This window comes from Chryseobacterium formosense (genome assembly GCF_900116415.1).
GTDB lineage: Bacteria > Bacteroidota > Bacteroidia > Flavobacteriales > Weeksellaceae > Chryseobacterium > Chryseobacterium formosense.
On the sequence record NZ_FPAP01000001.1, the window covers coordinates 600,601 to 622,578 of the forward strand.

Annotated in this window: 21 protein-coding genes; 13 read left to right on the forward strand and 8 right to left on the reverse strand. The window is 34.4% G+C overall.

From position 1 onward, the window contains the following. Positions 1–7 precede the first annotated feature (7 nt). Positions 8–706 carry an SAM-dependent methyltransferase gene (locus BM371_RS02785; protein WP_034675579.1) on the forward strand — a complete coding sequence of 233 codons (699 nt, stop codon included), beginning with the start codon at positions 8–10 and terminating at the stop codon, positions 704–706. Positions 707–783: 77 nt separating this feature from the next. Here the strand turns inward: BM371_RS02785 and BM371_RS02790 are convergent, their stop codons facing one another. Both BM371_RS02790 and BM371_RS02795 read right to left on the reverse strand, forming a co-directional pair. Then, a complete protein-coding gene (locus tag BM371_RS02790) occupies positions 784–1,161 on the reverse strand; it encodes a GxxExxY protein (RefSeq protein ID WP_034675581.1) in 378 nt (125 codons plus the stop codon). A gap of 117 nt (positions 1,162–1,278) precedes the next feature. Further along, positions 1,279–2,178, reverse strand: a complete 900-nt coding sequence (locus tag BM371_RS02795; RefSeq protein ID WP_034675584.1) for a DUF4349 domain-containing protein — start codon at positions 2,176–2,178, stop codon at positions 1,279–1,281. 69 nt (positions 2,179–2,247) lie between these two features. On the opposite strand from BM371_RS02795, the gene BM371_RS02800 reads away from it, so the two are divergent. Next, positions 2,248–3,315 (forward strand): DUF2891 domain-containing protein, encoded by a 1,068-nt coding sequence (locus BM371_RS02800; protein WP_034675587.1) that lies wholly within the window; start codon positions 2,248–2,250, stop codon positions 3,313–3,315. 72 nt (positions 3,316–3,387) lie between these two features. Here BM371_RS02800 and BM371_RS02805 read toward each other — a convergent pair whose 3' ends face one another. After that, a complete protein-coding gene (locus tag BM371_RS02805; RefSeq protein ID WP_034675591.1) occupies positions 3,388–3,861 on the reverse strand; it encodes an Mpo1 family 2-hydroxy fatty acid dioxygenase in 474 nt (157 codons plus the stop codon). Between the two features lie 68 nt (positions 3,862–3,929). Here BM371_RS02805 and BM371_RS02810 point away from each other — a divergent pair, with 68 nt between their 5' ends. The 5 genes from BM371_RS02810 to BM371_RS02830 all read left to right on the forward strand — a co-directional run bounded on the left by BM371_RS02810 (position 3,930) and on the right by BM371_RS02830 (position 11,451). Continuing rightward, positions 3,930–4,772, forward strand: a complete 843-nt coding sequence (locus BM371_RS02810) for a helix-turn-helix domain-containing protein (RefSeq protein ID WP_034675593.1) — start codon at positions 3,930–3,932, stop codon at positions 4,770–4,772. Between the two features lie 92 nt (positions 4,773–4,864). After that, a complete protein-coding gene (locus BM371_RS02815; RefSeq protein WP_034675595.1) occupies positions 4,865–6,175 on the forward strand; it encodes a TolC family protein in 1,311 nt (436 codons plus the stop codon). A gap of 18 nt (positions 6,176–6,193) precedes the next feature. Further along, complete coding sequence (locus BM371_RS02820; RefSeq protein WP_034675597.1) at positions 6,194–7,312, forward strand: HlyD family secretion protein; 1,119 nt, start codon at positions 6,194–6,196, stop codon at positions 7,310–7,312. Between the two features lie 220 nt (positions 7,313–7,532). After that, positions 7,533–9,122: a hypothetical protein gene (locus BM371_RS02825; protein ID WP_034675601.1), complete on the forward strand. Its 1,590-nt coding sequence runs from the start codon at positions 7,533–7,535 to the stop codon at positions 9,120–9,122. Positions 9,123–9,567: 445 nt separating this feature from the next. Further along, positions 9,568–11,451 (forward strand): PEP/pyruvate-binding domain-containing protein, encoded by a 1,884-nt coding sequence (locus BM371_RS02830; RefSeq protein ID WP_034675603.1) that lies wholly within the window; start codon positions 9,568–9,570, stop codon positions 11,449–11,451. Between the two features lie 190 nt (positions 11,452–11,641). On the opposite strand, the gene BM371_RS02835 is transcribed toward BM371_RS02830, so the two are convergent. The 5 genes from BM371_RS02835 to BM371_RS02850 all read right to left on the reverse strand — a co-directional run bounded on the left by BM371_RS02835 (position 11,642) and on the right by BM371_RS02850 (position 15,739). Next, positions 11,642–12,199, reverse strand: coding sequence for a DUF4956 domain-containing protein (locus BM371_RS02835; RefSeq protein ID WP_034675607.1), 558 nt, complete (start codon positions 12,197–12,199; stop codon positions 11,642–11,644). Positions 12,200–12,350: 151 nt separating this feature from the next. Then, the gene (locus tag BM371_RS02840; protein ID WP_034677290.1) at positions 12,351–13,805 is read right to left on the reverse strand and encodes a sigma 54-interacting transcriptional regulator; all 1,455 of its coding nucleotides are present in this window, start codon (positions 13,803–13,805) and stop codon (positions 12,351–12,353) included. A 184-nt stretch (positions 13,806–13,989) separates the two neighbouring features. Then, a complete protein-coding gene (locus BM371_RS02845) occupies positions 13,990–15,129 on the reverse strand; it encodes a vWA domain-containing protein (RefSeq protein ID WP_034675611.1) in 1,140 nt (379 codons plus the stop codon). A 104-nt stretch (positions 15,130–15,233) separates the two neighbouring features. Continuing rightward, complete coding sequence (locus tag BM371_RS20320) at positions 15,234–15,419, reverse strand: hypothetical protein (RefSeq protein ID WP_131430918.1); 186 nt, start codon at positions 15,417–15,419, stop codon at positions 15,234–15,236. Then, positions 15,416–15,739: a DUF6438 domain-containing protein gene (locus tag BM371_RS02850; protein WP_131430920.1), complete on the reverse strand. Its 324-nt coding sequence runs from the start codon at positions 15,737–15,739 to the stop codon at positions 15,416–15,418. Before BM371_RS02850 ends, BM371_RS20320 begins: the two co-directional genes overlap by 4 nt. A 114-nt stretch (positions 15,740–15,853) precedes the next feature. Between BM371_RS02850 and BM371_RS02860 the strand changes: the two genes are divergently transcribed. From BM371_RS02860 to BM371_RS02885, 6 genes are all read left to right on the forward strand, one after another. Beyond that, positions 15,854–16,558 carry a class I SAM-dependent methyltransferase gene (locus tag BM371_RS02860; protein WP_034675619.1) on the forward strand — a complete coding sequence of 235 codons (705 nt, stop codon included), beginning with the start codon at positions 15,854–15,856 and terminating at the stop codon, positions 16,556–16,558. Between the two features lie 216 nt (positions 16,559–16,774). Then, positions 16,775–17,326: a ferritin gene (locus BM371_RS02865; RefSeq protein ID WP_034675622.1), complete on the forward strand. Its 552-nt coding sequence runs from the start codon at positions 16,775–16,777 to the stop codon at positions 17,324–17,326. A gap of 153 nt (positions 17,327–17,479) precedes the next feature. After that, complete coding sequence (gene ychF, locus BM371_RS02870) at positions 17,480–18,571, forward strand: redox-regulated ATPase YchF (RefSeq protein WP_034675624.1); 1,092 nt, start codon at positions 17,480–17,482, stop codon at positions 18,569–18,571. An 86-nt stretch (positions 18,572–18,657) separates the two neighbouring features. Beyond that, complete coding sequence (locus tag BM371_RS02875) at positions 18,658–19,725, forward strand: hypothetical protein (protein WP_034675627.1); 1,068 nt, start codon at positions 18,658–18,660, stop codon at positions 19,723–19,725. Positions 19,726–19,772: 47 nt separating this feature from the next. Next, on the forward strand, positions 19,773–20,711 hold the full coding sequence (locus BM371_RS02880) for a helix-turn-helix domain-containing protein (RefSeq protein WP_034675630.1): 939 nt from the start codon (positions 19,773–19,775) through the stop codon (positions 20,709–20,711). A gap of 84 nt (positions 20,712–20,795) precedes the next feature. Next, positions 20,796–21,560: an SDR family NAD(P)-dependent oxidoreductase gene (locus tag BM371_RS02885; protein ID WP_034677292.1), complete on the forward strand. Its 765-nt coding sequence runs from the start codon at positions 20,796–20,798 to the stop codon at positions 21,558–21,560. Positions 21,561–21,978 lie beyond the last annotated feature (418 nt).

Sequence of the window (21,978 nt, forward strand, 5' to 3'; positions counted from 1 at the left end):
TAAAATCATGCTTTTTTTACTTCCCGCATATCTTTCAGAAAATACTTCCATCAGTCATTTTGCTCCTGTAATCAAAGAATATATCATGCAGACTGACTACTTTTTTGTTGAAAACGAAAAAACAGCAAGAAAAGTGGTGAAATTTTTTGCACCTGAAAAAAAACAGTCAGATCTGAAGATTTTTCTTTTAGATAAATATACCGAAAATACAGATATTAAAGAAGCTCAGGAACTAATGATGAAAGGTCAGGATTTCGGATTACTTTCAGAAGCCGGACTTCCTTGTATTGCAGATCCGGGAAATCTGATGGTAAAATGGTGTCATGAGAAAAATATCAGAGTGATCCCGATTTCAGGACCGTCGTCTATTATTTTAGCTTTAATTTCGAGTGGTTTCAATGGACAGGAATTTACTTTTAATGGCTATCTTCCGATTGATAAAAGCGAAAAGAAAAAACAGATTTTATATCTTGAATCCATGGTTCAGAAAACCGGTTATTCCCAGATCTTTATGGAAACACCTTATCGAAATAATGTTCTTTTCGAGGATTTAATTAAATTTTTATCACCCAACACAAAACTTTGCATTGCTGCAAATATCAACGATCCGGAACACGAGTTTATCAAAACAAAAACAATAAAGGACTGGCAAAAGCAAAAGCCGGAACTGCATAAAATTCCGGCGGTATTTGTTTTAGGGAAGTAGGTTTTTCTCGCAGATTTTGCTGATTACGCAGATTTTTTTAATATCAATCATAATCTACTAAATTTATATAAGTAAAGTCACAAATTATTCACAACTCTTTTAATATTATCTAAAATATTAGCAGTATTAAAATTGACTAATAAACCCAATTTCTTATTTGAAAGTTTGAGATAAGTTTGCAATTGCTTAAAATGAATATCTTCGAGATTTTTCACGGATTTTAATTCAAGAATTACTTTGTCTTCTACTAAAATATCAATTCTGAAATTCAGATCAAACTTTTTATTATCATAAATAACAGGAAGTGATAATTCTGATTTTATTTCTAATCCATTCTCTTGAAGCTCGTAAATTAGGATCTTCTGATAAATGTTTTCTAATAAACCCGGACCAAGATTGTTGTAAACATTAAAGATGCATTTTCTTACGATGTAAGAAATTTCATTTTCATTCATTTGTTTTTTTATGAAATTAGTAAAATTTCTATAATTATTAAAATTAATTCTCTTACTAATATGTTTTCAAAGTTTAATCTGCGAAATCAGCAAAATCAGCGAGATAAAAAAAACTAATTATTCTGTGAAATGTTTCTTTCTATTTCTCCATTTTCTCCAAAGTAAAATAACAATCGGAATCAGCAAAAAGAAAGGCCAGAAAGAAATTATTCCAAGGAAAAAAGCGATAAAACTGTTCCAACCCTCGGTAAAAGAATCTCCAAAGCGACTACCAAAACCAACTTTTGAAGTGGCAGAACTTCTTGCTTTTTCTTTATATAAAACCAGATTCAACGTGCTGTAGTTTACACGATCATCAATGAAACGAAGTCTTCCTTCAGCGATATCTATTTCGTCTTCCAGCTCACGAATATTCTCCTGAATTTCCAGCATATCTTTCGTAGTTTTTGCACTTCGAAGCATATCACGATATTTTTCAAGATAGATTTTTTTGTTGTTTAATTTTATCGAAACGTCGGTATATTCTTCCGTCACATCATCCGAAGAAATATTTTTAGATAAAACCGAACCGATTACATTGGAAAAAGAATTTACCAGAGCATCAAAATTCTTGTGCGGAACTCGAATCGTTAAAAACGATTTTTCATCTACATCAGTATTGGTAAAACGTTCTGTCTGGATATAAGCATTATTCTTTTTTACAATTTCACTGGTTTGATTCTGAGCTTTTTTAATATCTCCAACCTGAATTTCTATTTCACAGTTTTTAATAATTTTTTTTGCAATGACATTGTTTTTTGGTGCATAAATGTTAGGTTCTTCGTTTATTGCTTTAGCAGAAATCATTGCACTTTTCGGAAGTTCTTCTTTAGGTGGAGGTGGAGTTTCAAATACAATAGAAGCATCAACTTTGTCGTCTTGTACTTCGAGAAGATTTGCCTGAACTTCATGAGAATTTTCAGATTTGTTACAATGAACGAAAGTTATGAATGAAAGGGCAATAAAAATGTTTTTCATAAATCAGTTTTTGGGAACTTCAGCAAAAACTATGCATAAAATTCAGAATTACTTTTCTATTTTTATGGAATGAAAAAAAGTCTTTTAGCATTCACTTTATTACCATATTTCATTTTCGCTCAGGAAACCCCGAAACTGACAGATGAAATGGCGATCAAATTATCTGAAAAACCACTTCATTGCATCAATCAGGAATATCCGAATAAAACAGCGCATATTATTAACAATGCGAATGAAGTTCCTTTAACTCCAAAGGATCTGCATCCCAGTTTTTATGGTTGTTTCGATTGGCACAGCTCTGTTCACGGTCATTGGATGTTGGTTCGCTTATTAAAGACAAAACCAAACTTATCTGTTGCAAAAGACATCGAGAATATTCTTGACAATTCATTCAAAAAAGAAAATCTTCAGACTGAAGCCGATTATTTCACAAAATATCAGCTTACAACAACTTTTGAAAGAACTTACGGTTGGGCTTGGCTGCTAAAATTAGATGAAGAATTAACAACCTGGAATCATCCTAAAGCTAAAATATGGCATCAGAATTTAAAACCGTTAACAGATAAAATTCTGAATTCATGGAAAGCGTATTTGCCAAAACAGACATATCCGAACAGAACGGGAGTTCATCCAAACACTGCCTTTGCCATGGCTTTTGCAATTGATTGGGCAAGAGCTAATAAAGATAGCGGCTTTGAAAATCAGTTAATTGAAAAAGCAAAATATTTTTATTTAAAAGATGAAAAAACACCGGCTTATCTTGAACCGGATGGTTCCGACTTCTTTTCTCCAAGTTTAGAAATTGCAGATTTAATGAGAAGGGTGCTTCCTCAGAAAGATTTTGTACAATGGCTGAATAAATTCTACGAAAAACGAAGTTTAGAGAATATCGAAAAAATTCCTGTTGTAAGTGATCTGAGTGATTACCAAACCGTACATCTCGTTGGCTTATCTTTTTCTAAAGCATGGTGTATGAAAGGAATTGCAAAATCTCTTCCGGACAATCACCTTTTAAGAAAGGATTTCCAAAAAACGGCAACCGTATTTTTGAATAATGGTCTTCCGTTGCTTTTTCAGGGGAATTACGGTGGTGATCACTGGTTGGCAAGTTTTGCAGTTTACGCTTTGGAGGATTAAAAGGCTGGAAGTTTGATGATGGATGAGGGAAGTTATTAAAACCTGAAAAAACTTTCAACATTTTGATTAGAATCAATATCTGATTCCAAGTTTTTTAAGAAAAAAACTCAAAAGCCATATCGGACCAATTAAAAGAAACTGAAGATCTTTTAAGAAGGATGGTTTTTTGCCTTCAATTTTATGTCCTACAAATTGTAAAATCCATGTAATTACAAAAATGGTAAGATAAAAAATCCATGATTTTGTTCCGAATGTGACATTAGCCAACGAAACAAAATGCTCCATCAAAAGCATTATAAAAATCATGATGATCGCAATTCGCCAAGACAGTCGGAAATAAAAAATTGTAACTAATGTTAATGCAACAAAACTTGCCACATTTAGAAATCCGTAATATTTCAGGTAAATATTTGGAGTCGGAATGTAAGAAATAAAACCTAAAATCGTCCAGAAAATCAGTGGTACGCAAATCCAGTGAATCAGTTTATTGGTTGCGTTTCTGTGGCTCTCGCCATATTCTGCAAGTAACAAATCAATCTTTCTCATATCAAAATTTGGGAACACTAAAATAATAAAATTTTGCAACCGCTCAAGAGATTGCTTACATTTGTTTTATGTCTGTTTTAGAAAAATTCGGGGTTGAGATTTTTACGCAGGAAACCATTCATCATAGAATCTCGGCGGATAAACCCTTTCGTCCGGATAATCCTGCGTTTTTATTTATCAAAAGCGGAACGATAAAGCTACGCCAACATCTCAGCGACCTTGAACTGACAGCTAATACTTTCATCGTAACAGACCCGCAAACTGTGTATGAATTGATTTCTATCAGTGATGATTTTCAGTCGAGGATGGTTTCTTATAAACGCGAATTTATTTCTGCTCTATCGTTGAAATTTAATAGATTGATTACCTATCGTTATTTCCGTCAGCAAATGAATGTAGGTGTTCCGTTTTCGCAGGATGACCTGGATGTGGTTTGGAAAAGTGTCAATTTTTTAAAATATATTCTCGATTCTGAAACAGAAATGACTTATAAAAAAAAGATTGTGGAGCATCTTTTTTCGGTTTTTTGCTATCAAATGGCAGGAATTATTTCTAAGGAAGACACCAATGCGATGAATCAGATGTCTAGACAGGAAGAAATTGTTTTTTTATTCCTAAGTGATTTGTCAAACCATCATCTAAATAGCCGCAATGTAGAGTTTTATGCAGAACGGCAATCAATGACAACCAGACATCTTTCATCGGTCGTAAAAACAGTTACAGGAAAGACAGCAAGTGAGATTATTGCTTCAATCGTAGTGAATGAAGCCAAAGTCTATTTAAATTCTTCTAAAATGCCTGTTTCAGAGATTTCTTCAGTTCTCGGTTTTAGTGATCAATATTCATTTTCGCATTTTTTTAAGAAGCATTTAGGAATGAGCCCGACTCAGTACAGACAACAATATCAATAAGTAAATCCTACATTTGAACATCTTTTTCCAAAATTCAAACATTTGTTTGAATCTCTAACCGGCCTAACTTTGCATCTGTAAAACAAGGTAAAATGGTTAAGAATATAAAAACAGCACTATCAGTTTTGATAGGCGTCTTTCCTGCCCTATTTTTTTCCCAAGAAATAAAACAGATGACTGCAAATGATGTTGCAGAACTGGCTGTAGAAAATCATCAGCAGCTGAAAGTTTCTGCTCAGAATATTGATATTGCAAAACAAAATATCAACGTAGCAAAACTTCAGAAATTACCAGTCATCACAGCTTCTATGAGCCAGTTTTATTTAGGAGATATGGTGGCAATCGATAAAGATTTTTCAAATTCTACTAATATTTCAATGCCTCACTATGGAAGTTCTTATGGTGTACAGGCGACTCAGTTGATTTTTAAAGGTGGTTTGGTAAACAAATCGATCGAATTGGCAGGACTTCGTGAGCAACTTTCTAAGCTGGATTTAGAAAAGAATAAACAGGATGTAAAATTTTTAGTAATTTCTAATTATCTGGATGTTTATAAAATGATTAACCAGCAGGAAGTTTTTCAAAACAATAAAAGGCTTGCTCAGGAAAGACTGAAAAATATTCAGAAATTTTATGAGCAAGGAATGGTGACAAGAAATGAAATAATTCGTGGTGAACTCGCCATTAAAAATCTGGATCAGGGGATATTAACTTTAAAAAACAATCGGAAAATTCTTAATTATAATTTGAACATTGCTTTAGGTTTAAATTCTGAGACCGAGATCATTCCTATAGAAAGTTTAGAGAATAAAGAATCAGGAATCGGGATAGATTATTATTTCGATCTCGCTTATCAGAGCAGTCCTTCAATTAAATCTGCAAAAACGAATATTGATGTTGCAGACAAAAATATTGAAATTATAAAAACCGATAAAATGCCTACGCTTGCCGGTTTCGGAGGATATACTCTACAAAGACCGATTACCACCAGAAATCCGGTTTTGGATATGTATGCAGGAGGTTGGCAAACCGGAATTTCTTTGAGCTATAATATTGACAATTTATTCAAGACCAAAGAAAGGGTAAAGCTTGGTGAAATTCAGAAAAACCAAGCAACGGAAACCCTGACTTTAGCCCAACAGAATATTAACATGGGTGTAAATGCAGCGTATGTGAAATATCAGGAATCTATACAACAGGCTGAAATTCTTAATGATGCTAAAAGATTGGCAGAAGAAAACTACAAGATTACGGAAGCCAAATATTTGAATCAATTGGCGGTACAGGCAGAAATGATCGATGCGCAGAACCAAAAACTACAGTCTGAATTGGATTATGCCAACGCAGAAATCAATGTGCTTTATCAATACTACAACCTTCTGAAATCTACCGGAACACTTTAATTTTTAAAACTGAAAACAATGGAAAACAAGGAACAAAATACATCATCTGCACCTGCACAATCTACTGTTGCAGCAAAAAAGAAAGAGAACAAGAAAAATAAAATCAGAGCTATCATTTCAAATGTTATCGTTTTTGCGATAATTGGTTTTGGATTATATTGGTTGGTTCGCCAGTACTTTCACATCGGTGATAAAACCTATACAGAAGCAGCTCAGGTCGAAGAATTTATCAATCCGATCAACACAAGAGTTTCGGCTTATATTAAAGAGATAAAATTTATTGAGCATCAGAAAGTAAAAAAAGGAGACACTTTAATCATTCTTGACGATCGTGAAATCTTGACACAACTCGGTCAGGCTGAAGCGGCTTATCAAAATGCTTTGGCTCAAAGAACAGCTACAAGTTCATCCGTGAATACAGTTTCAAATAACGTGAGCGTGATGGAAGCAAATATTGCGGGTGCAAAAGCCAGACTTTGGAATGCTGAACAAAATTTAAACCGATATAAAAATCTATTGGCTTCTGAGGCAGTTACCAGACAACAATATGATCAGGTAAAAACTGAATACGATGCACAAAAAGCGGCTTACGAAGCTTTTGCTAATCAAAAACAATCGGCAAACCTTTCTACAACAGAAGTTAAAAGTAAATTGGGAATTAATGATGCCGAAATTAAAAGAACGAAATCTGCTCTGGAGATGGCTAAAATCAATCTTTCTTATACCGTGATTACAGCCCCTTATGATGGAATTATGGGAAGAAGAACGATTTCTGAAGGACAACTGATTCAACCTGGTCAACAGGTTGCAACAATTGTTTTGAATGGACAAAAATGGGTTACCGCTAACTTTTTAGAAAGTCAGATGCCGAATATTAAAATAGGAGAAAAAATAATGATGAGTGCCGATGCTTTGGGCGGACAAAAATTTGAAGGTGTTGTAACGGCAATTTCTGCAGCAACCGGTTCAAAATACTCAAATGTTCCGACCGATAATTCTACAGGTAATTTTATCAAAGTTCAGCAAAGAATTCCTGTAAGAATAGAGTTTACAAATTCCAACAAAAAAGAAAATGTAGATCAGCTAAGTGCGGGAATGAATATGAATGTTTCTATTAAAGAGCCGATAAAAAAGTAAGAAAAAACAAGTGAAAAAGAGACATGTAAAAAGTTGAAATAAACAATTACGTGGATACACTCTGAAAATATAATCACAAGAATAAAGATTCTGCGGAATCACGAAGTGATTCAATACTAATAGTCGTAGGTGAAACCTATGGAATAAATACAAAGCGTGAAAAGAACCACGGAGAGGTTCACAATTTGGCTCTTTTTCCTTGGTTCTTAAAAATAAAATTATGTACAATCAAGGTCTTTTCAGCAAATGGGTTCCGAAGCCGATTCAGCTTTTTGTGCTGTTTCTGATAACGCTTATTGCAATGCCGGTAAGTGGAGTTTACGCGGGAAGTTTAAGTTTTATGGTAGGTGATACAGGAGCACTCAGCGAATATTATATGTGGGCAAACTATGCCACAACAGTTGGGATGGGCGCTGCAATGCCTATCGTTTTGAGAGCTAAAATGCGTTTCAAAGTAAGAGATAAAGTAGTGGCTTTACTTGTATTGATAGGCTTTTTAAGTTTTATTAATGCCACTACCTCAAATCCTATGGTCATTGTTTTTACATCATTGATTTTAGGATTCTTCAAAACATTTATTACAATTGAAGTTTTTCTTCCATTAATGGCGATGATGGGAGGAAGAGGGATATTTTACGGTGTTTTTTACACCTTTATTCTTATTACAACGCAGGTGGCGAATTATTATGCGGTAGAATTTTCTATCATCTATAACTGGCGACAGTTCCTCATTTTTGTAGCAATTCTGTGTTTCATAGTAGCAATGATTTGTTGGGTAGTGATGCACAATAAATATTTTGCATTGAAAGTTCCGTTGCATTACATCGACTGGCTAAGTATTCTTCTATTTATTTCCACATTTATGTTTTCGGCATATGTTTTCTCGTTCGGCAAACAACAGGATTGGCTCAACTCTCAAAATATCATCAACGCAAGTATTGCTGCATTTGCGAGTTTTGCCTTAATGGTAATTCGTCAGGCTACATTAAAAAGACCATATCTGTCATTCAAAATATTTACACGAAACAATGTGCAGGTTGGGTTATTCCTTTTACTATGTCTCGGGATGTTTCTGGCAACCACTTCGCTTCAGAATATATTTTCGGTAGGAGTTTTAGGATATGACCAATTAACAAATGCCAAACTCAATATAATGATGATTCCGGGAATGTTATTGGCAGGAGTTTTAGCAGTGTATTGGTTTAAAAAAGAAAAGAAACTCAAGTTTTTCATCTTTGCAGGATTTTCTTCGATGGTGGCGTACTGCATCATTATGTATTTTTCGATGGTGCTCGAGTTTAGTTATGAAAATTGGTATATGCCAATGTTCTTAAAAGGATTTGGGATGTGTTCGCTTTACATTTCGGTTTGGTATTACGCTTTAGATAAGCTAGACATCAATGATATGTTGCCGGCAATCGGGTTGTTTTTGCTTTGGCGTTCCTTTGTGACGGTCGGTCTTTTCTCCGCAATATTTTCGTGGACTCAATATCAGTTTCAGATTGAGAGCCTCGGAGATTTGGCAGTTTACATGGATGGAATGACGCTTAATGCACAACCCAATTTCAGTCTGAAAACCATTCAGCTTAATGCGATGATTGTAGCCAACAAAAAACTGTTCGGATATATTGTACTTGCCGGTTTTGGAATTCTAATTTTCGTAATAACCCATCATTTCGGATATCCTAAATTCACTTTAGATAAGCTTGTAAGACTTTTTGGCGGTAAATCGGTCGTTGCCCGAAAACGGTTGAGAGAAAGAAAAAAATTAGCAGAAAGCCTGAAAGATGGTGCCGGTTCTGCAGTATAAATACCTTGTTTTCATGTGCAAAGTCCTTTTTTTATCGTAAAATAGGGCTTTGCTTTTTTTAGGAGCTATTTCCAGCTATCCACTATATTTTTTGTTCCGCTCCGCTTCACAAAAGGATGCCGTTTCTATCTGGGCTAGGAAATCAGGTGTTCTTTTAACTGAAAGAGAACACAACAAAAAACGCTTCATGAAACCACCCCGTCTTCTCCATTCTGTCGAATCCACCCCTCCAAAGGAGGGGAATTCTATTCAGGTATTGAAAAATTTACCTCAAGGTTGAAAAGTACGAATTATCCTTCCGGAAAGTTATTTATACCCCTGTTTGAAGCTTTCCGTTTTAAGGAAATTTTTAACCGATAATTTTTGTAAATAAAATGCATCCATATATCACTATTTGCCACATTCAGGATATTGTCTACATTTGTGGGGTAATCTTCACAAAGACATGAAAAATATATTCTTATTCTTATTTCTTAGCATTTCACTTTTATCATATTCACAGGACAATTATGTGCATTCCATCACCAAAAAACAGCAGTTCCTGAATCTTGCCGGAAAACCGCTTACCGACAAATTTACCAATATGAAATCGGTAAAAGTGGTGTATGATTACAACAGCAAAAAAATGTACTTTTTCAACAGTACAAAATACACCTATCATTACGAATTTTGCGTTGAAGTTTTAGGATATGCTCAAGATAATGGCGAGTTCAACAAACGTTCTTACAACCCAACCAATAGTAGAGATTACCTTCTTGCTAATATTAATTATCTTGAAGATTCAGATGATTGGGTGATGGAGCTTGCTGCTTCCGACGAAATGAACGCAGGACTCATTAATTTCTTTTATAAAGAAGTCAGCAAAAATGTTTTTTTTAAAGATAAGCTTAAATTTTATCTGAATTCTCCTCATGTCATTGTTTTAAATTCAAAAAATCAACTGAAAATCCCAACCGTTTTCTCGGATTTTATCTTTAAAAGAATTACCGAACAGTCAATAGAAAATGCTAACAATGTTGGGATTCTTAAAAAATATGATTTACAGAAGAAGGAAGATTTTAATCCTAAATCAGATGAAATCATCATCATCAATACCACTCCTGAATTTATCCCAACCGTAAAAGGAATTATCATTACTGAACTTCAGACCCCTTTAAGCCATTTGGTTTTACTGGCAAAAAACAGAAATATTCCGGTGTATGTCGATACGAAAGTTTGGGATAAGCAATCGGTGAATAATCTTTTAGGAAAAAAAGTTGAGCTTATCACGAAAGAAAATTCATATTCATTAAAAGCATCACAGAAGCCGATTGTAACGAAAAAAGCAGTGAAGGAAATTATTTTACAAAAAGATCTATCGGTAACTGATCTAATAGATTTAGAAAAAGCAACACCATTAAATATTGTTCATTCAATCGGCTCAAAAGCAACAAACCTCGGACTTTTAAAACAGATTCAGAAAGAAATGAAATCCTTTAAAACACCTGAATACGCTTTTGCAATTCCTTTTTATTATTTTGACCAGCATATTAAAGAAAACAATTTTCAGGATAAAATCAATGCTTTGTATGCGATTCCTAAAGACTCCGTAAAACTTTTAGAGAAAGAACTGAAAGCTTTTAGAAAAACAGTTAAAGATTCGAAGGTAAATCCTGAGCTTTTGAAAAAGATCGAAGAAAAGCTGAATGCACAAACTGATTTTAAAAACTTCAGGTTCCGGTCTTCAACCAATGCCGAAGATATGGAAGGTTTCAACGGAGCCGGGTTGTATGATTCTAAAACAGGTATCATCGGTGATGCCGATAAAACGATAGAAAAAGCTATTTTGGATGTATGGTCAAGCTTCTGGAATTTCCGTGCGTTTCAGGAAAGAGATTTGTTTGGAATCAATCATGAAAGCTGCGCAATGGGAGTTTTGGTACACCGTTCTTTCCCTGATGAAAAAGCAAATGGCGTTTTGGTGACAAGAAATTTATACCGTGACAAATATGCAGGAATTACCGTCAATGTTCAGCTGGGTGAAGAATCCGTTGTAAAACCAGAACCTGGAGTAACCTGCGATGAATTTTACTGTCACAATTTCAATTTTTTAGGATCTTTTGTGGTTGATTACCGTTCGACATCGAGCCTCAACAAAGGAAAGCCGATCCTTAGCGAAACCGAAATCAGAAAACTGTTTGATATTTCTCCGGTTTTGGAGCGTAAAATGTATCTGCTTTGGCAGAAAAGAAAAATGGCAAAGAAAAATTATCCTTTGGATATTGAATTTAAATATTTAGGAGACCAGAAGCAATTGTATATTAAGCAGGCAAGAGCTTACATGGATTGATTTTGTTTAGATATCTCTCGCAGATTTGGCTGATTTCGCAGATAATTGTATTTGAAAATCTGTATAATCTCCTAAATCAGCGAGAGACTTTTTATTAAAAGTGTGTTTGTCATTCCATAGGAATCCAAATCTTGAGATTACTACAGAATGACAAATTTTATGATTACATTAAATTCTTAATAACAAAATTCTAATGCGAAACCTTTAAAATCACAATATTATCATTCAGGTTAATACTTTTAATATTATAACTGAAATTTTTAAGCTTGGTTTTTTCAGTAAGAACTCTTTTTCGCTCTGATTCTTCCAGCTGAAGAAAATCCAAAGAAGAAATAACCTCAATCGAACTTTTCTCGGAAACAATAGGTGATTTTTTCTCGAAGTAATTTAACACCAAATAAATTACAACAATCGAAATATTAATTCCTAAAAGAATTTCAAGATTTTTAATGGGTAAAAGTCCGTCTAAGAGGGAAAGTGTAATCGAAACAAACAGAAAAACGATCGTCTGAATCGTAAATGTTTCCGTTCTGAAGCGGAGAATCGAAAAGATGGCAAAAAGCCCGAAACCTACACCAAGACTGTACTCTGCTTTTGTAAAAACCAGACACATAAAAAACGTACAAACACTGATTAATCCCAAAAGTGGATGCAATCGGATGTTACGGTTCCTGTTTGAAAAATAATAAAGGGTGAAAATCGATAAGCAAAGTATCGCTAAGCGTTCAAAAAGTTCCTGTAGTTCCAAAATTGTGCTTTAATTTCTGACAAATATACAATTTAGAATGAATCAATAATCGTAAATGTTTTTTTAATAAATATAGCGCTCCTACGGAGCGCCATACATCTTAATATATTATAGGTCTACACACATATTGCTCCTACGGAGCAAAGTAAAATTAATTCCTAAACAGTTGTCTTACATCTGCAGAATCAAAAGTATAGGTTGCACTGTTTTCAGACTTGTCCAATTTCTTGCTGATTGTCAAAGCCCAAAGAACTAATTCTTTTAAGAAGTTTTTATCATCATCACTGTAATCAGATGCATTTTCTTCCACTACGGTTGTCAATGGCGCGGTTTTATTCAGTTTTGCATAGAATTGTTCGTCGGTATCTCCATAATTTAACTCCAGCTGATTTTTATTAAACCATTGAATCAAATCGGTGTAAGGAGTTTTAATTCCTTCTTTCTCCAATTTTGAAATGCGAGGAAAAATACTTTCAAACTGATTCATAACAGCTTTGTCAATCAGAATTTTTGCTACGTAATCTGCACCTTCCTGTTCGCCTTCATACACCAATTCGATTTTTCCGGTAATCGATGGAATAATCGACATAAAATCTAGCAATCGGACAGAAGTCTTTTCAGCTCCGGTTTCTATTAAACGTAATTTAGCAGCTGCAACAAGGTTTTCCATCGCACTGATGGTTAATCTTGCACTCACTCCGCTTTTTTCATCAACATATTCGCTGTCACGCGCTGCAAAAGCTACTTCTTCTAAAAGATTTTTAGCCAAATCAGGAATCTGAATCTGAGCTTTGTCTTCATCAGAGATCAAAGCCTCTTGCTCTGTAATCTGTCTTGCCAGAGCAATCGATTTCGGATAATGCGTAAAAATCTGAGACCCGATTCTGTCTTTTAAAGGGGTTACAATACTTCCTCTGTTGGTATAATCTTCAGGATTTGCCGTAAATACAAACTGAATATCCAAAGGCATTCTCAATTGGAAACCGCGAATCTGAATGTCTCCTTCCTGTAAAATATTAAACAAAGAAACCTGAATTCTCGCCTGCAAATCGGGTAATTCATTCAGAACAAAAATCGAACGGTTCGCTCTCGGAATCATGCCGTAATGCAAAACTCTTTCGTCTGAATAAGGTAATTTTAAAGTGGCAGCTTTGATGGGGTCGATATCACCAATCAAATCCGCAACATTCACATCAGGAGTTGCCAGTTTTTCAAAGAACCTTTCAGAACGATGAACCCATGAGATAGGAGTTTCATCTCCCAATTCAGCAATTAAATCTCTTGCAAACTTTGAAATCGGTTGAAACGGACTGTCGTTGATTTCAGAGTCTTTCACAATCGGCATATATTCGTCTAAAAGACTGATCATGCTTCTTGCGATTCTCGTTTTTGCCTGACCGCGCAAACCTAAAAGATTGATATGGTGACCTGCCAAAATTGCTTTTTTTAATTGAGGAATCACGGTGTCTTCGTAGCCCCATAATCCTTCGAAAACAGGTTCTTTCGCTTTGATCTTTGCAATTAAGTTCCCCTGAATTTCCTGACTGATTGTTTTATCGGTATATCCTGAATTTTTTAATTCTTTAAATGTTGTATCGTTTTTCATTTTTGTAATGATGTAATTATTCTTTATGTTTTTAACCCAAGGTTCGCAAAGATTTTTTTGAAATACTTTATGCATATTTTTTCGTTCGCAAAGGCGTTTGACTACGTCGAATCTTCGATTTCACTCAGCAAAGGCAATATTAACTCGGCTCACTTGTTTCTTTTAACTTTTTCCTTGGCTCTTCTCAAATCCTTTTAATCCTATTTTTCTCGTAATCTTCAAAAATCATCTGTCCCAAACCTGAAAGTCCGGTTAAGAAAGCTTTTCCTTTGTTTTGAGCGGTAAATGCATTCACAAATTGACGTAAATATGGGTCTTGTGCAATCATAAAGGTCGTAATCGGAATTTTTAGTTTTCTCGCCTGTGCTGCTCTGTTAAGGCATTCCGAAACAATTCTTTCATCCAAACCAACACTGTTCATGTAGTATTCACCGTTGGGAAGCTTCAGGCAGCTTGGTTTTCCGTCGGTAATCATGAAAATCTGCTTGTTGGTATTTCTTTTTCTGCGGAGAATATCCATCGCAAGCTCAAGTCCTGCAACGGTATTGGTGTGATAAGGTCCGACTTGCAGATAAGGCAAATCTTTAATTTTTATCGGCCACGCTTCATTTCCGAAAACAATAATGTCGATAGAATCTTTCGGATATTTTCGCTTAATTAATTCCACCAAAGCCATTGCTACTTTTTTGGCAGGAGTAATTCGGTCTTCGCCATACAAAATCATCGAGTGGCTGATGTCGATCATTAAAACCGTACTCATCTGAGCTTTATGTTTGGTTTCTTCTACGATGAGGTCATCTTCGGTCATTCTGAGATCAGAAATTCCGTTGTTAATCTGGGCATTTTTCAGACTTTCGGTCATGTTTACCGTTGATAAATCATCGCCGTATTGAAAGTTTCGGTTTTCGCCATCACGCTCGTCTCCGATTCCGGTTTTTGAAGTTCTGTGATTTCCGATTCCGCTTTTTTTCAACTTTCCGAAGATTTGGTCTAAAGCATATTCACGAAGCGCTGCTTCCAGTTTTGCAGTGAGAATATTTTTGCCTTTTCCGGTTCCTGAATTTCCGTCTTCAGGATCCTCTTCTTTAATATATCCTCGTTTTTTCAGGTCTTCTTCAAAATCTTCAAGTGTATATTCATCACTGAAAATATCGTATTCTTTGTCGAGCATATCGAGCCACTCAAAAGCTTCCTCAATATCTCCTGAAGTATGCGTTAAAAGATCTTTGAAAACATCGAAAACCCTGTCAAAATGCGAAATCTCTTCGGGAATATGTTTGCTGAAAGTAAAGCCTTGATGAAAATTAAAATCTTTATTTGTCATTAGGTTGTTCTACTGTTTTGAAGAGACAAGTTAGGGAAATATTCTATAAAGGTTGTAATTAGAAAAATAGAAAATGTTTATGATGTTAATTGAGAGGGGTGTAATCAAAAACAATCAAATTTGTAATCTGTCATAAATTTTTCGCCTTTCTCAACTTTGCCGGAACATATTTTATTGAAGAAATCAATTACATGAATTTGAAAATCATCTGTTGGATTGCGTGTTTGATAACAGGTTTTATCGCCTCCTCTTTGCATGACTAAGGTAATTGTTGGTGTATCTGTAATCATTCCATCACGGTAGTATTTGTACTTAGGGTTTGATGTTTTTGTATTTTTTGATTTAAATTCTTAAAAGTGACATTATCTAATTTTCCCTTAAAATATCCCATCTTTGAAGAATCTAATTCATAACCATAAATTGAAAAATCGTCTTTATAAATTTGTTCAGCAAATAATTTGAAAGTTTTATCACTATTAATTTCAAGGTAATAAGTTGGACAAGTTCCAAAGCAGCTTGTCGTTTTGTAAGTAATTTTATCAAACATGGGATTTTCTTTAGTACATCCACAGATTAAAAAAGCAATGATAAGTAGATACAAATATTTCATCAGTGATAATTTAGATACAATAAATTTAATTATTTTAAACTTTACAATATCACTTTATACAACAAGAGTTTATAATCTTTGGAAACACTTATCTTTGCACCCACAATTACCACTATGAAAGACTTAATGGGACGCGCCATCTGGGATTATTTTCACAAAGAAAATCCTGAAGATTTGCAGACTGAAACTTCTATTTCCGAGCTGGATGAACTTCCTGTAGATTATCTTTTCAGAGATTTTGAAGGGATGAATAAAATTGAAAAGAAAGCTTTGAAATTAGCTTCGGGAAGAGTTTTGGATATTGGTGCAGGAGCGGGTTCTCATTCGTTGTATCTTCAGAATGAAAGAAATTTAGATGTGACCGCTTTAGATATTTCGCCTAAGTCAATTGAGGTTTGTAAACTAAGAGGAATTCAAAAAGCTGTTGCCCATAATATGCTTGAATTTTCCGGAGAAACTTTCGATACAATTCTTCTATTAATGAACGGGACCGGAATTTTTCAAAGCCTGAAAGTCATCGATATTTATTTGAAGAAACTTCATTCATTATTAAATAAAAACGGACAAGTCTTAATTGACAGCACGGATATTTTGTATATGTTCGACACCGATGAAGATGGCGGAGTGTACATTCCTGCAGAAGGATATTATGGCGAATTGGATTATATCGTGCATTATAAAGGTGAATCCGAAGACCCAATCAAGTGGCTGTATCTTGATTTTAATACTTTAAAAAATGCTGCTGAAAATAACGGCTTTAAAATAGAAAAAGTGATTCAGGATGAAGATTCTTATTTGGCTAAACTGACCAAGCAATAATTTGATTTTTGAAATCTAAAAGTCATTATTTTTTATAAAAATAAAAGTCAATTCCGAAGAGGTTTTGGCTTTTTTATTTTAGACTAACTATAAATTATTGTATTAAAATACTGTCTTGCAAATAGTTGTAATAATTAATTTTTAAAAAATTATAAAAAAACTTTACACGGAATCATTTTTGTATCCTTAATCATAATCACACTAAAATATACAATTATGAATACCAACAGACTTTCACCGAGACTTGAAAAAGCCTTGAGCGATCAGATGAATACAGAAGACCTTCAATCCAGAACATATTTCTCTTATGGAATTTGGGCAGCTGATAAAGGGTACAACGGAATTTCAAACTTTCTTTTCAGACATGCTCAGGAAGAAAGAGATCATGCGGTGAAATTTATGCAATACGTACTGAACAGAGGCGGAAAGCCAACCATTACGGCACTTCCTGCGCCAAACGATGAACCCCAAAGTCTTACGGAATGTTTTGATCTTGTTTTTAAACATGAAGTAGAAAATACAACAGCGATCTACAAACTGGTTGATATAGCGCTGGAAGAAAAAGACTGGGCATCATGGAATTTCCTTCAGTGGTTCGTAAAAGAACAGATTGAGGAAGAAACTTTTGCCATGGATCTTATCGATAAGCTTAAAATTGCAGGCGGAGACCGAGCGAGTGATGAGTCTCTGTTCACCCTTGATAGAACGCTTGAAAGTGCACCGGATGATGCCGAACTTGCACAAAATGCAACAGGAGCAAACCCATAAACACAGATTCATTAAAAATTATTTCTGAAAATCCGTCAAATCATTGGCGGATTTTTTATTATGAAATACGCCGTAAAATACCTATATTTGCACGCTGAAAGTGAAAGGTAAAACAACCTCACACTTTAAACCTTAAACTTTGAATTTTACAATATGAAATGTGGAATCGTAGGCTTACCGAATGTAGGTAAATCAACTCTTTTTAACTGCTTGAGCAATGCTAAAGCACAGTCGGCGAATTATCCTTTCTGTACTATTGAACCGAACTTAGGTACGGTTTCTGTGCCGGATCAGAGATTATTCGAGCTTGAAAAACTGGTAAATCCTGAAAGAGTTTTGCCTGCTGTTGTAGAGATTGTAGATATTGCAGGTCTTGTAAAAGGAGCAAGTAAAGGAGAAGGTTTAGGGAATCAATTCTTGGCAAATATTCGTGAGTGTGAAGCGATTATTCATGTTTTAAGATGTTTTGAAAACGGAAATATTATCCACGTTGAAGGTTCAGTAGATCCTTTGAGAGATAAAGATATTATCGATATCGAGCTTCAGTTGAAAGATTTGGAAACAGTTGGAAAAGCTGTTGAAAAAGCTAAAAAGTTCATTAAGTCTGGTAAGAAAGAAGATATTTTGACCTATGAAACGCTTCAGGGTCTTCAGAAACACCTTGAAGATGGTAGAAATGCAAGAGAATTTGCCGTAAATGATTTAACGAAATCAATTATCGGAGAAGTTCAGTTGTTGACCAATAAACCGGTTCTTTACGTTTGTAATGTGGATGAAAATTCAATTAAAAACGGAAACGAATGGATTGCAAAGATTGAAGAAATGGCGAAAGGTGAAGGTGCTGAAATTGTTGTTTTGGCAGCTCAGATTGAAGCTGATATTAATGAGCTTGAAACTTTTGAAGAAAGAGAGATTTTCCTTGAAGAATTAGGTCTTACAGAACCTGGAGTAAACCGTTTGATCAGAAAAGCTTATGATTTATTAAAGCTTCAGACCTACTTTACAGCAGGTGTAAAAGAAGTAAGAGCCTGGACAATCGGACAAGGTTGGACTGCTCCTCAAGCTGCAGGTGTAATTCACACCGATTTTGAGAAAGGTTTCATCCGTGCAGAAGTGATCAAATATAATGATTATGTGACGTATGGTTCGGAATCAAAAGTTAAAGAAGCCGGAAAGCTTTCTGTTGAAGGAAAAGAATATATCGTTCAGGACGGCGATGTGATGCACTTCAGATTTAATGTTTAAAAATATTAAAAGTTAGTTATATAGTATTTTAAATGCGCTTCCATGAATTTGGGAGCGTTTTTTTATTATCTTAGAAAAAAGCTTTTATGAAATATTTATTTTTATTGTTTCTGATTTTTTCATGTTCAAAAACTTCCGAAGAAAATTGTTTTATTGAAAAAGAAGATAAGACTGTTTATGAGGAAGAAAAACCATTTACAGCTCAGCAAATTCTTGAAAATAAACCGGATTATCTTGAAGTGATAAGCTTAAAAAAATTCAGATCATTTAGGCAAGACAGTATTGAGCGTAATTATTTTGAAGATGAAAAATTAGAAGAAATTAAATGGGAAAAGAAAAAAGAAGAATATAAAGATTTTAATGAGAAATTTGATGATCAGTTTTCATGCTCTAATAAACAACTGGTGGGAACTACTCAATATTGTTTAGGTAGAAATAATCTGGGATATTGGCTGTTGAAGATTGAAAATAATAAAACAAATGCTTATTTTTTAGGATTGAGTTTCAGCCATTATTATTTTAATGAAATTCAGAAAAAGCCAATTATCAATAAAGGCTTTCTAGAACTTGAAGGAAGTTTTGTGAAAATTGTTAAAGTGGCAGGTTTACCGGGTTATGATGATTACTCAGCAATTGAAGACGGAAAATTATTTAAAATAAAATTGGAAAATTTAACAAAGGATTCTGATCGTGACGGTTATAATGATATTTTTGAAAAGAGTTTTGGTTTAAATCCTAATAATAAAGATACTGATGGCGATGGAATGGATGATTTTAATGATTTGAATCCGATGTTTAAATCTGAAAACAATAAGTTTACCCAGCTTTACGAAATGTTGTTGCCCGATTACGGATCTGAAAATCTTCGCAACAACAACTACTATTTTGAAGTTTTTATCAGTGACTGCGATTACTTTCATCAGATAAGTCCTAAATACCATGTTCTGTTTGTTCCGGAAGATTTGAAATTAAATACAAATTATGTGAAAATTACTGATGTCTCGAGACACTCAATTGATAAAATCAGGAAAAATAAAAACAATCCAAATATTTTTTATATAAAGGTGTGGGGAACCAGCAGTATGACAGATTATTCTGCGGAATATAAAGATGGGAAATGGATTTTAGAAATTGGTGGTGGATACATTATTTAAAAGACAGTTGATAAATTCCTATATTTGAATTATACAAATTCCGCATTATGGAAAAACTCGCTCACGCTTCTTTGGAAGATTTTTATCTTGAAATGACTCAAAGATTGGGAAAAGATATGGAAAGTATCTTTCCAAAAGGTCTTCACAAAGACATTGGCCATTTCAATGTTTTTGATATTGCGCAGACAATTGCGACGGTGAAGAAAACCTGTGAAATGCCTTACAACAGAAGGAAGTATTATAAAATAAGCTTAATTCGTGGCAAGAACAGAGCAGAATATGCAGATAAGATTATTTCTATAAAAAAGAATGCATTATTGTTTGCAACCCCGAAAGTTCCGTATCATTATGTTCCTGAAGATGAAAATCAGTCCGGGAATTTCTGTGTTTTTACAACAGATTTTTTCACGAAAAACTCATCACATAATATTCTTGAAGATTTACCCCTATTTCAACCGGGTACGATTCCGATTTTTGAAATCGATGATAAATTAGCAGATGAAATTGATCTGCTTTTTATAAAAATTAAAAAAGAAATCGATTCTGATTATGAATTTAAATATGACCTAATTAGAAATTATGTTTCAGAATTAATTCATTACGGACAAAAATTACAGCCCGCAGAAAAATTTCAAAATACTCATAATGCTTCATTAAGAGTGGTTTCATTGTTTATCGAGTTATTAGAAAGACAGTTCCCTGTTGAATCTCCGAATCAAAGAATTCAGCTGAAAGTTGCCAATGATTTTGCCGAACGATTGTCGATTCACGTTAATTATTTAAATAAAAACGTAAAAGAAAACACAGGTAAAACCACCACCGAGTTTATTGCAGACCGAATTGTTCAGGAAGCGAAAATTCTTTTAAAGCAAACGAACTGGAATGTCTCTGAAATTTCCTACGCTTTAGGTTTTGAAGAGATAGCCCATTTCTCTAATTTCTTTAAGCGCAAAACTTCATTCACACCAATGGAATTTCGGTCTTGATTTGAATTTTGCAAATTTCAGATTGATTCGGGTAACTCAATTGGTATGAAATTGACTGAACTTTGTATCATCAAAAAATCAATTATGGAAAACAGAACAAAAATTGCCCTTGTTACGGGTGGAAGCAGAGGTTTAGGGAAAAACTCTGCGTTGAAAATTGCAGAAAAAGGATTAGATGTCATCATAACGTATAATTCCAACAAAGAAGAAGCAGATAAAACCGTAGCTGAAATTCAGGCTTTAGGAAGAAAAGCAATTGCTTATCAGTTGAATACGAAAGATGTGAAATCCTTTGATGAGTTTGTGAAAAAAGTTGGCGATCATTTAGAAGAAAATACAGGAAGCAGAAACATCGACTTCCTGATCAATAATGCAGGAACAGCCCTGTATGCAGCCATAGCAGATGTTACAGAAGAGCAATTGGATGATATGGTCAATATTCATTTCAAAGGAGTTTTCTTCCTGACTCAGAAATTCTTGCCATTTATGAATGATAATGGCGGAATTATTAATCTTTCTTCAGGTTTGGCGAGATTTGCAATGCCGGGTTCGTCAGTTTACGGTTCAATGAAAGCAGCTATCGACCAGCTGAGTAAATATATGGCGAAAGAATTGGGCGCAAGAAAAATTAAGGTAAATGCTGTTGCTCCGGGAGCAATTGAAACTGATTTTGGTGGAGGAAGAACAAGGGATGATGAAAATGTAAATGCAATGGTCGCCAACAACACTGCTTTGGGAAGAGCAGGTTTACCGGATGATATTGGTGGAGTGGTTGCGTTTTTATGTACTGATGATGCGGGTTGGATTACGGCGCAAAGGATTGAAGTTTCCGGCGGAATGTTTTTCTAAGATAACTTATTTCTCTCGCAGATTTAGCAGATTTTTTCATCTGTGTCATCAACTAAATCTGTGAGAGATTTTATTTAAACCCTATTAAGTTTCGCAGTAATACTCGAAAAATAAATTGAGAAATAAAAGTTGCTCCAGAGGAGTAAGATGTGTGTAGAAAAAAAATATATGCGAAAGGGCGCTCTGGAGGAGCGCAACCTTTACCAATTTAATTTGTAAACGATTCTATTTTACCGAATTTTCTGTGTTGTATTGAAAAATGACTTAGGAAATGGAGGCGTTAAGAAAATAAAATTTATGAACGTTAAGAAAATTCTTATGTTCGAAGCGCGACGAAAATTCGAAAATAAAAATATTGAGAATCGCGCAAGTTTAGAATTGTTAGAAAATAAAATTTATTTTTAGCCGACAGTTCCAG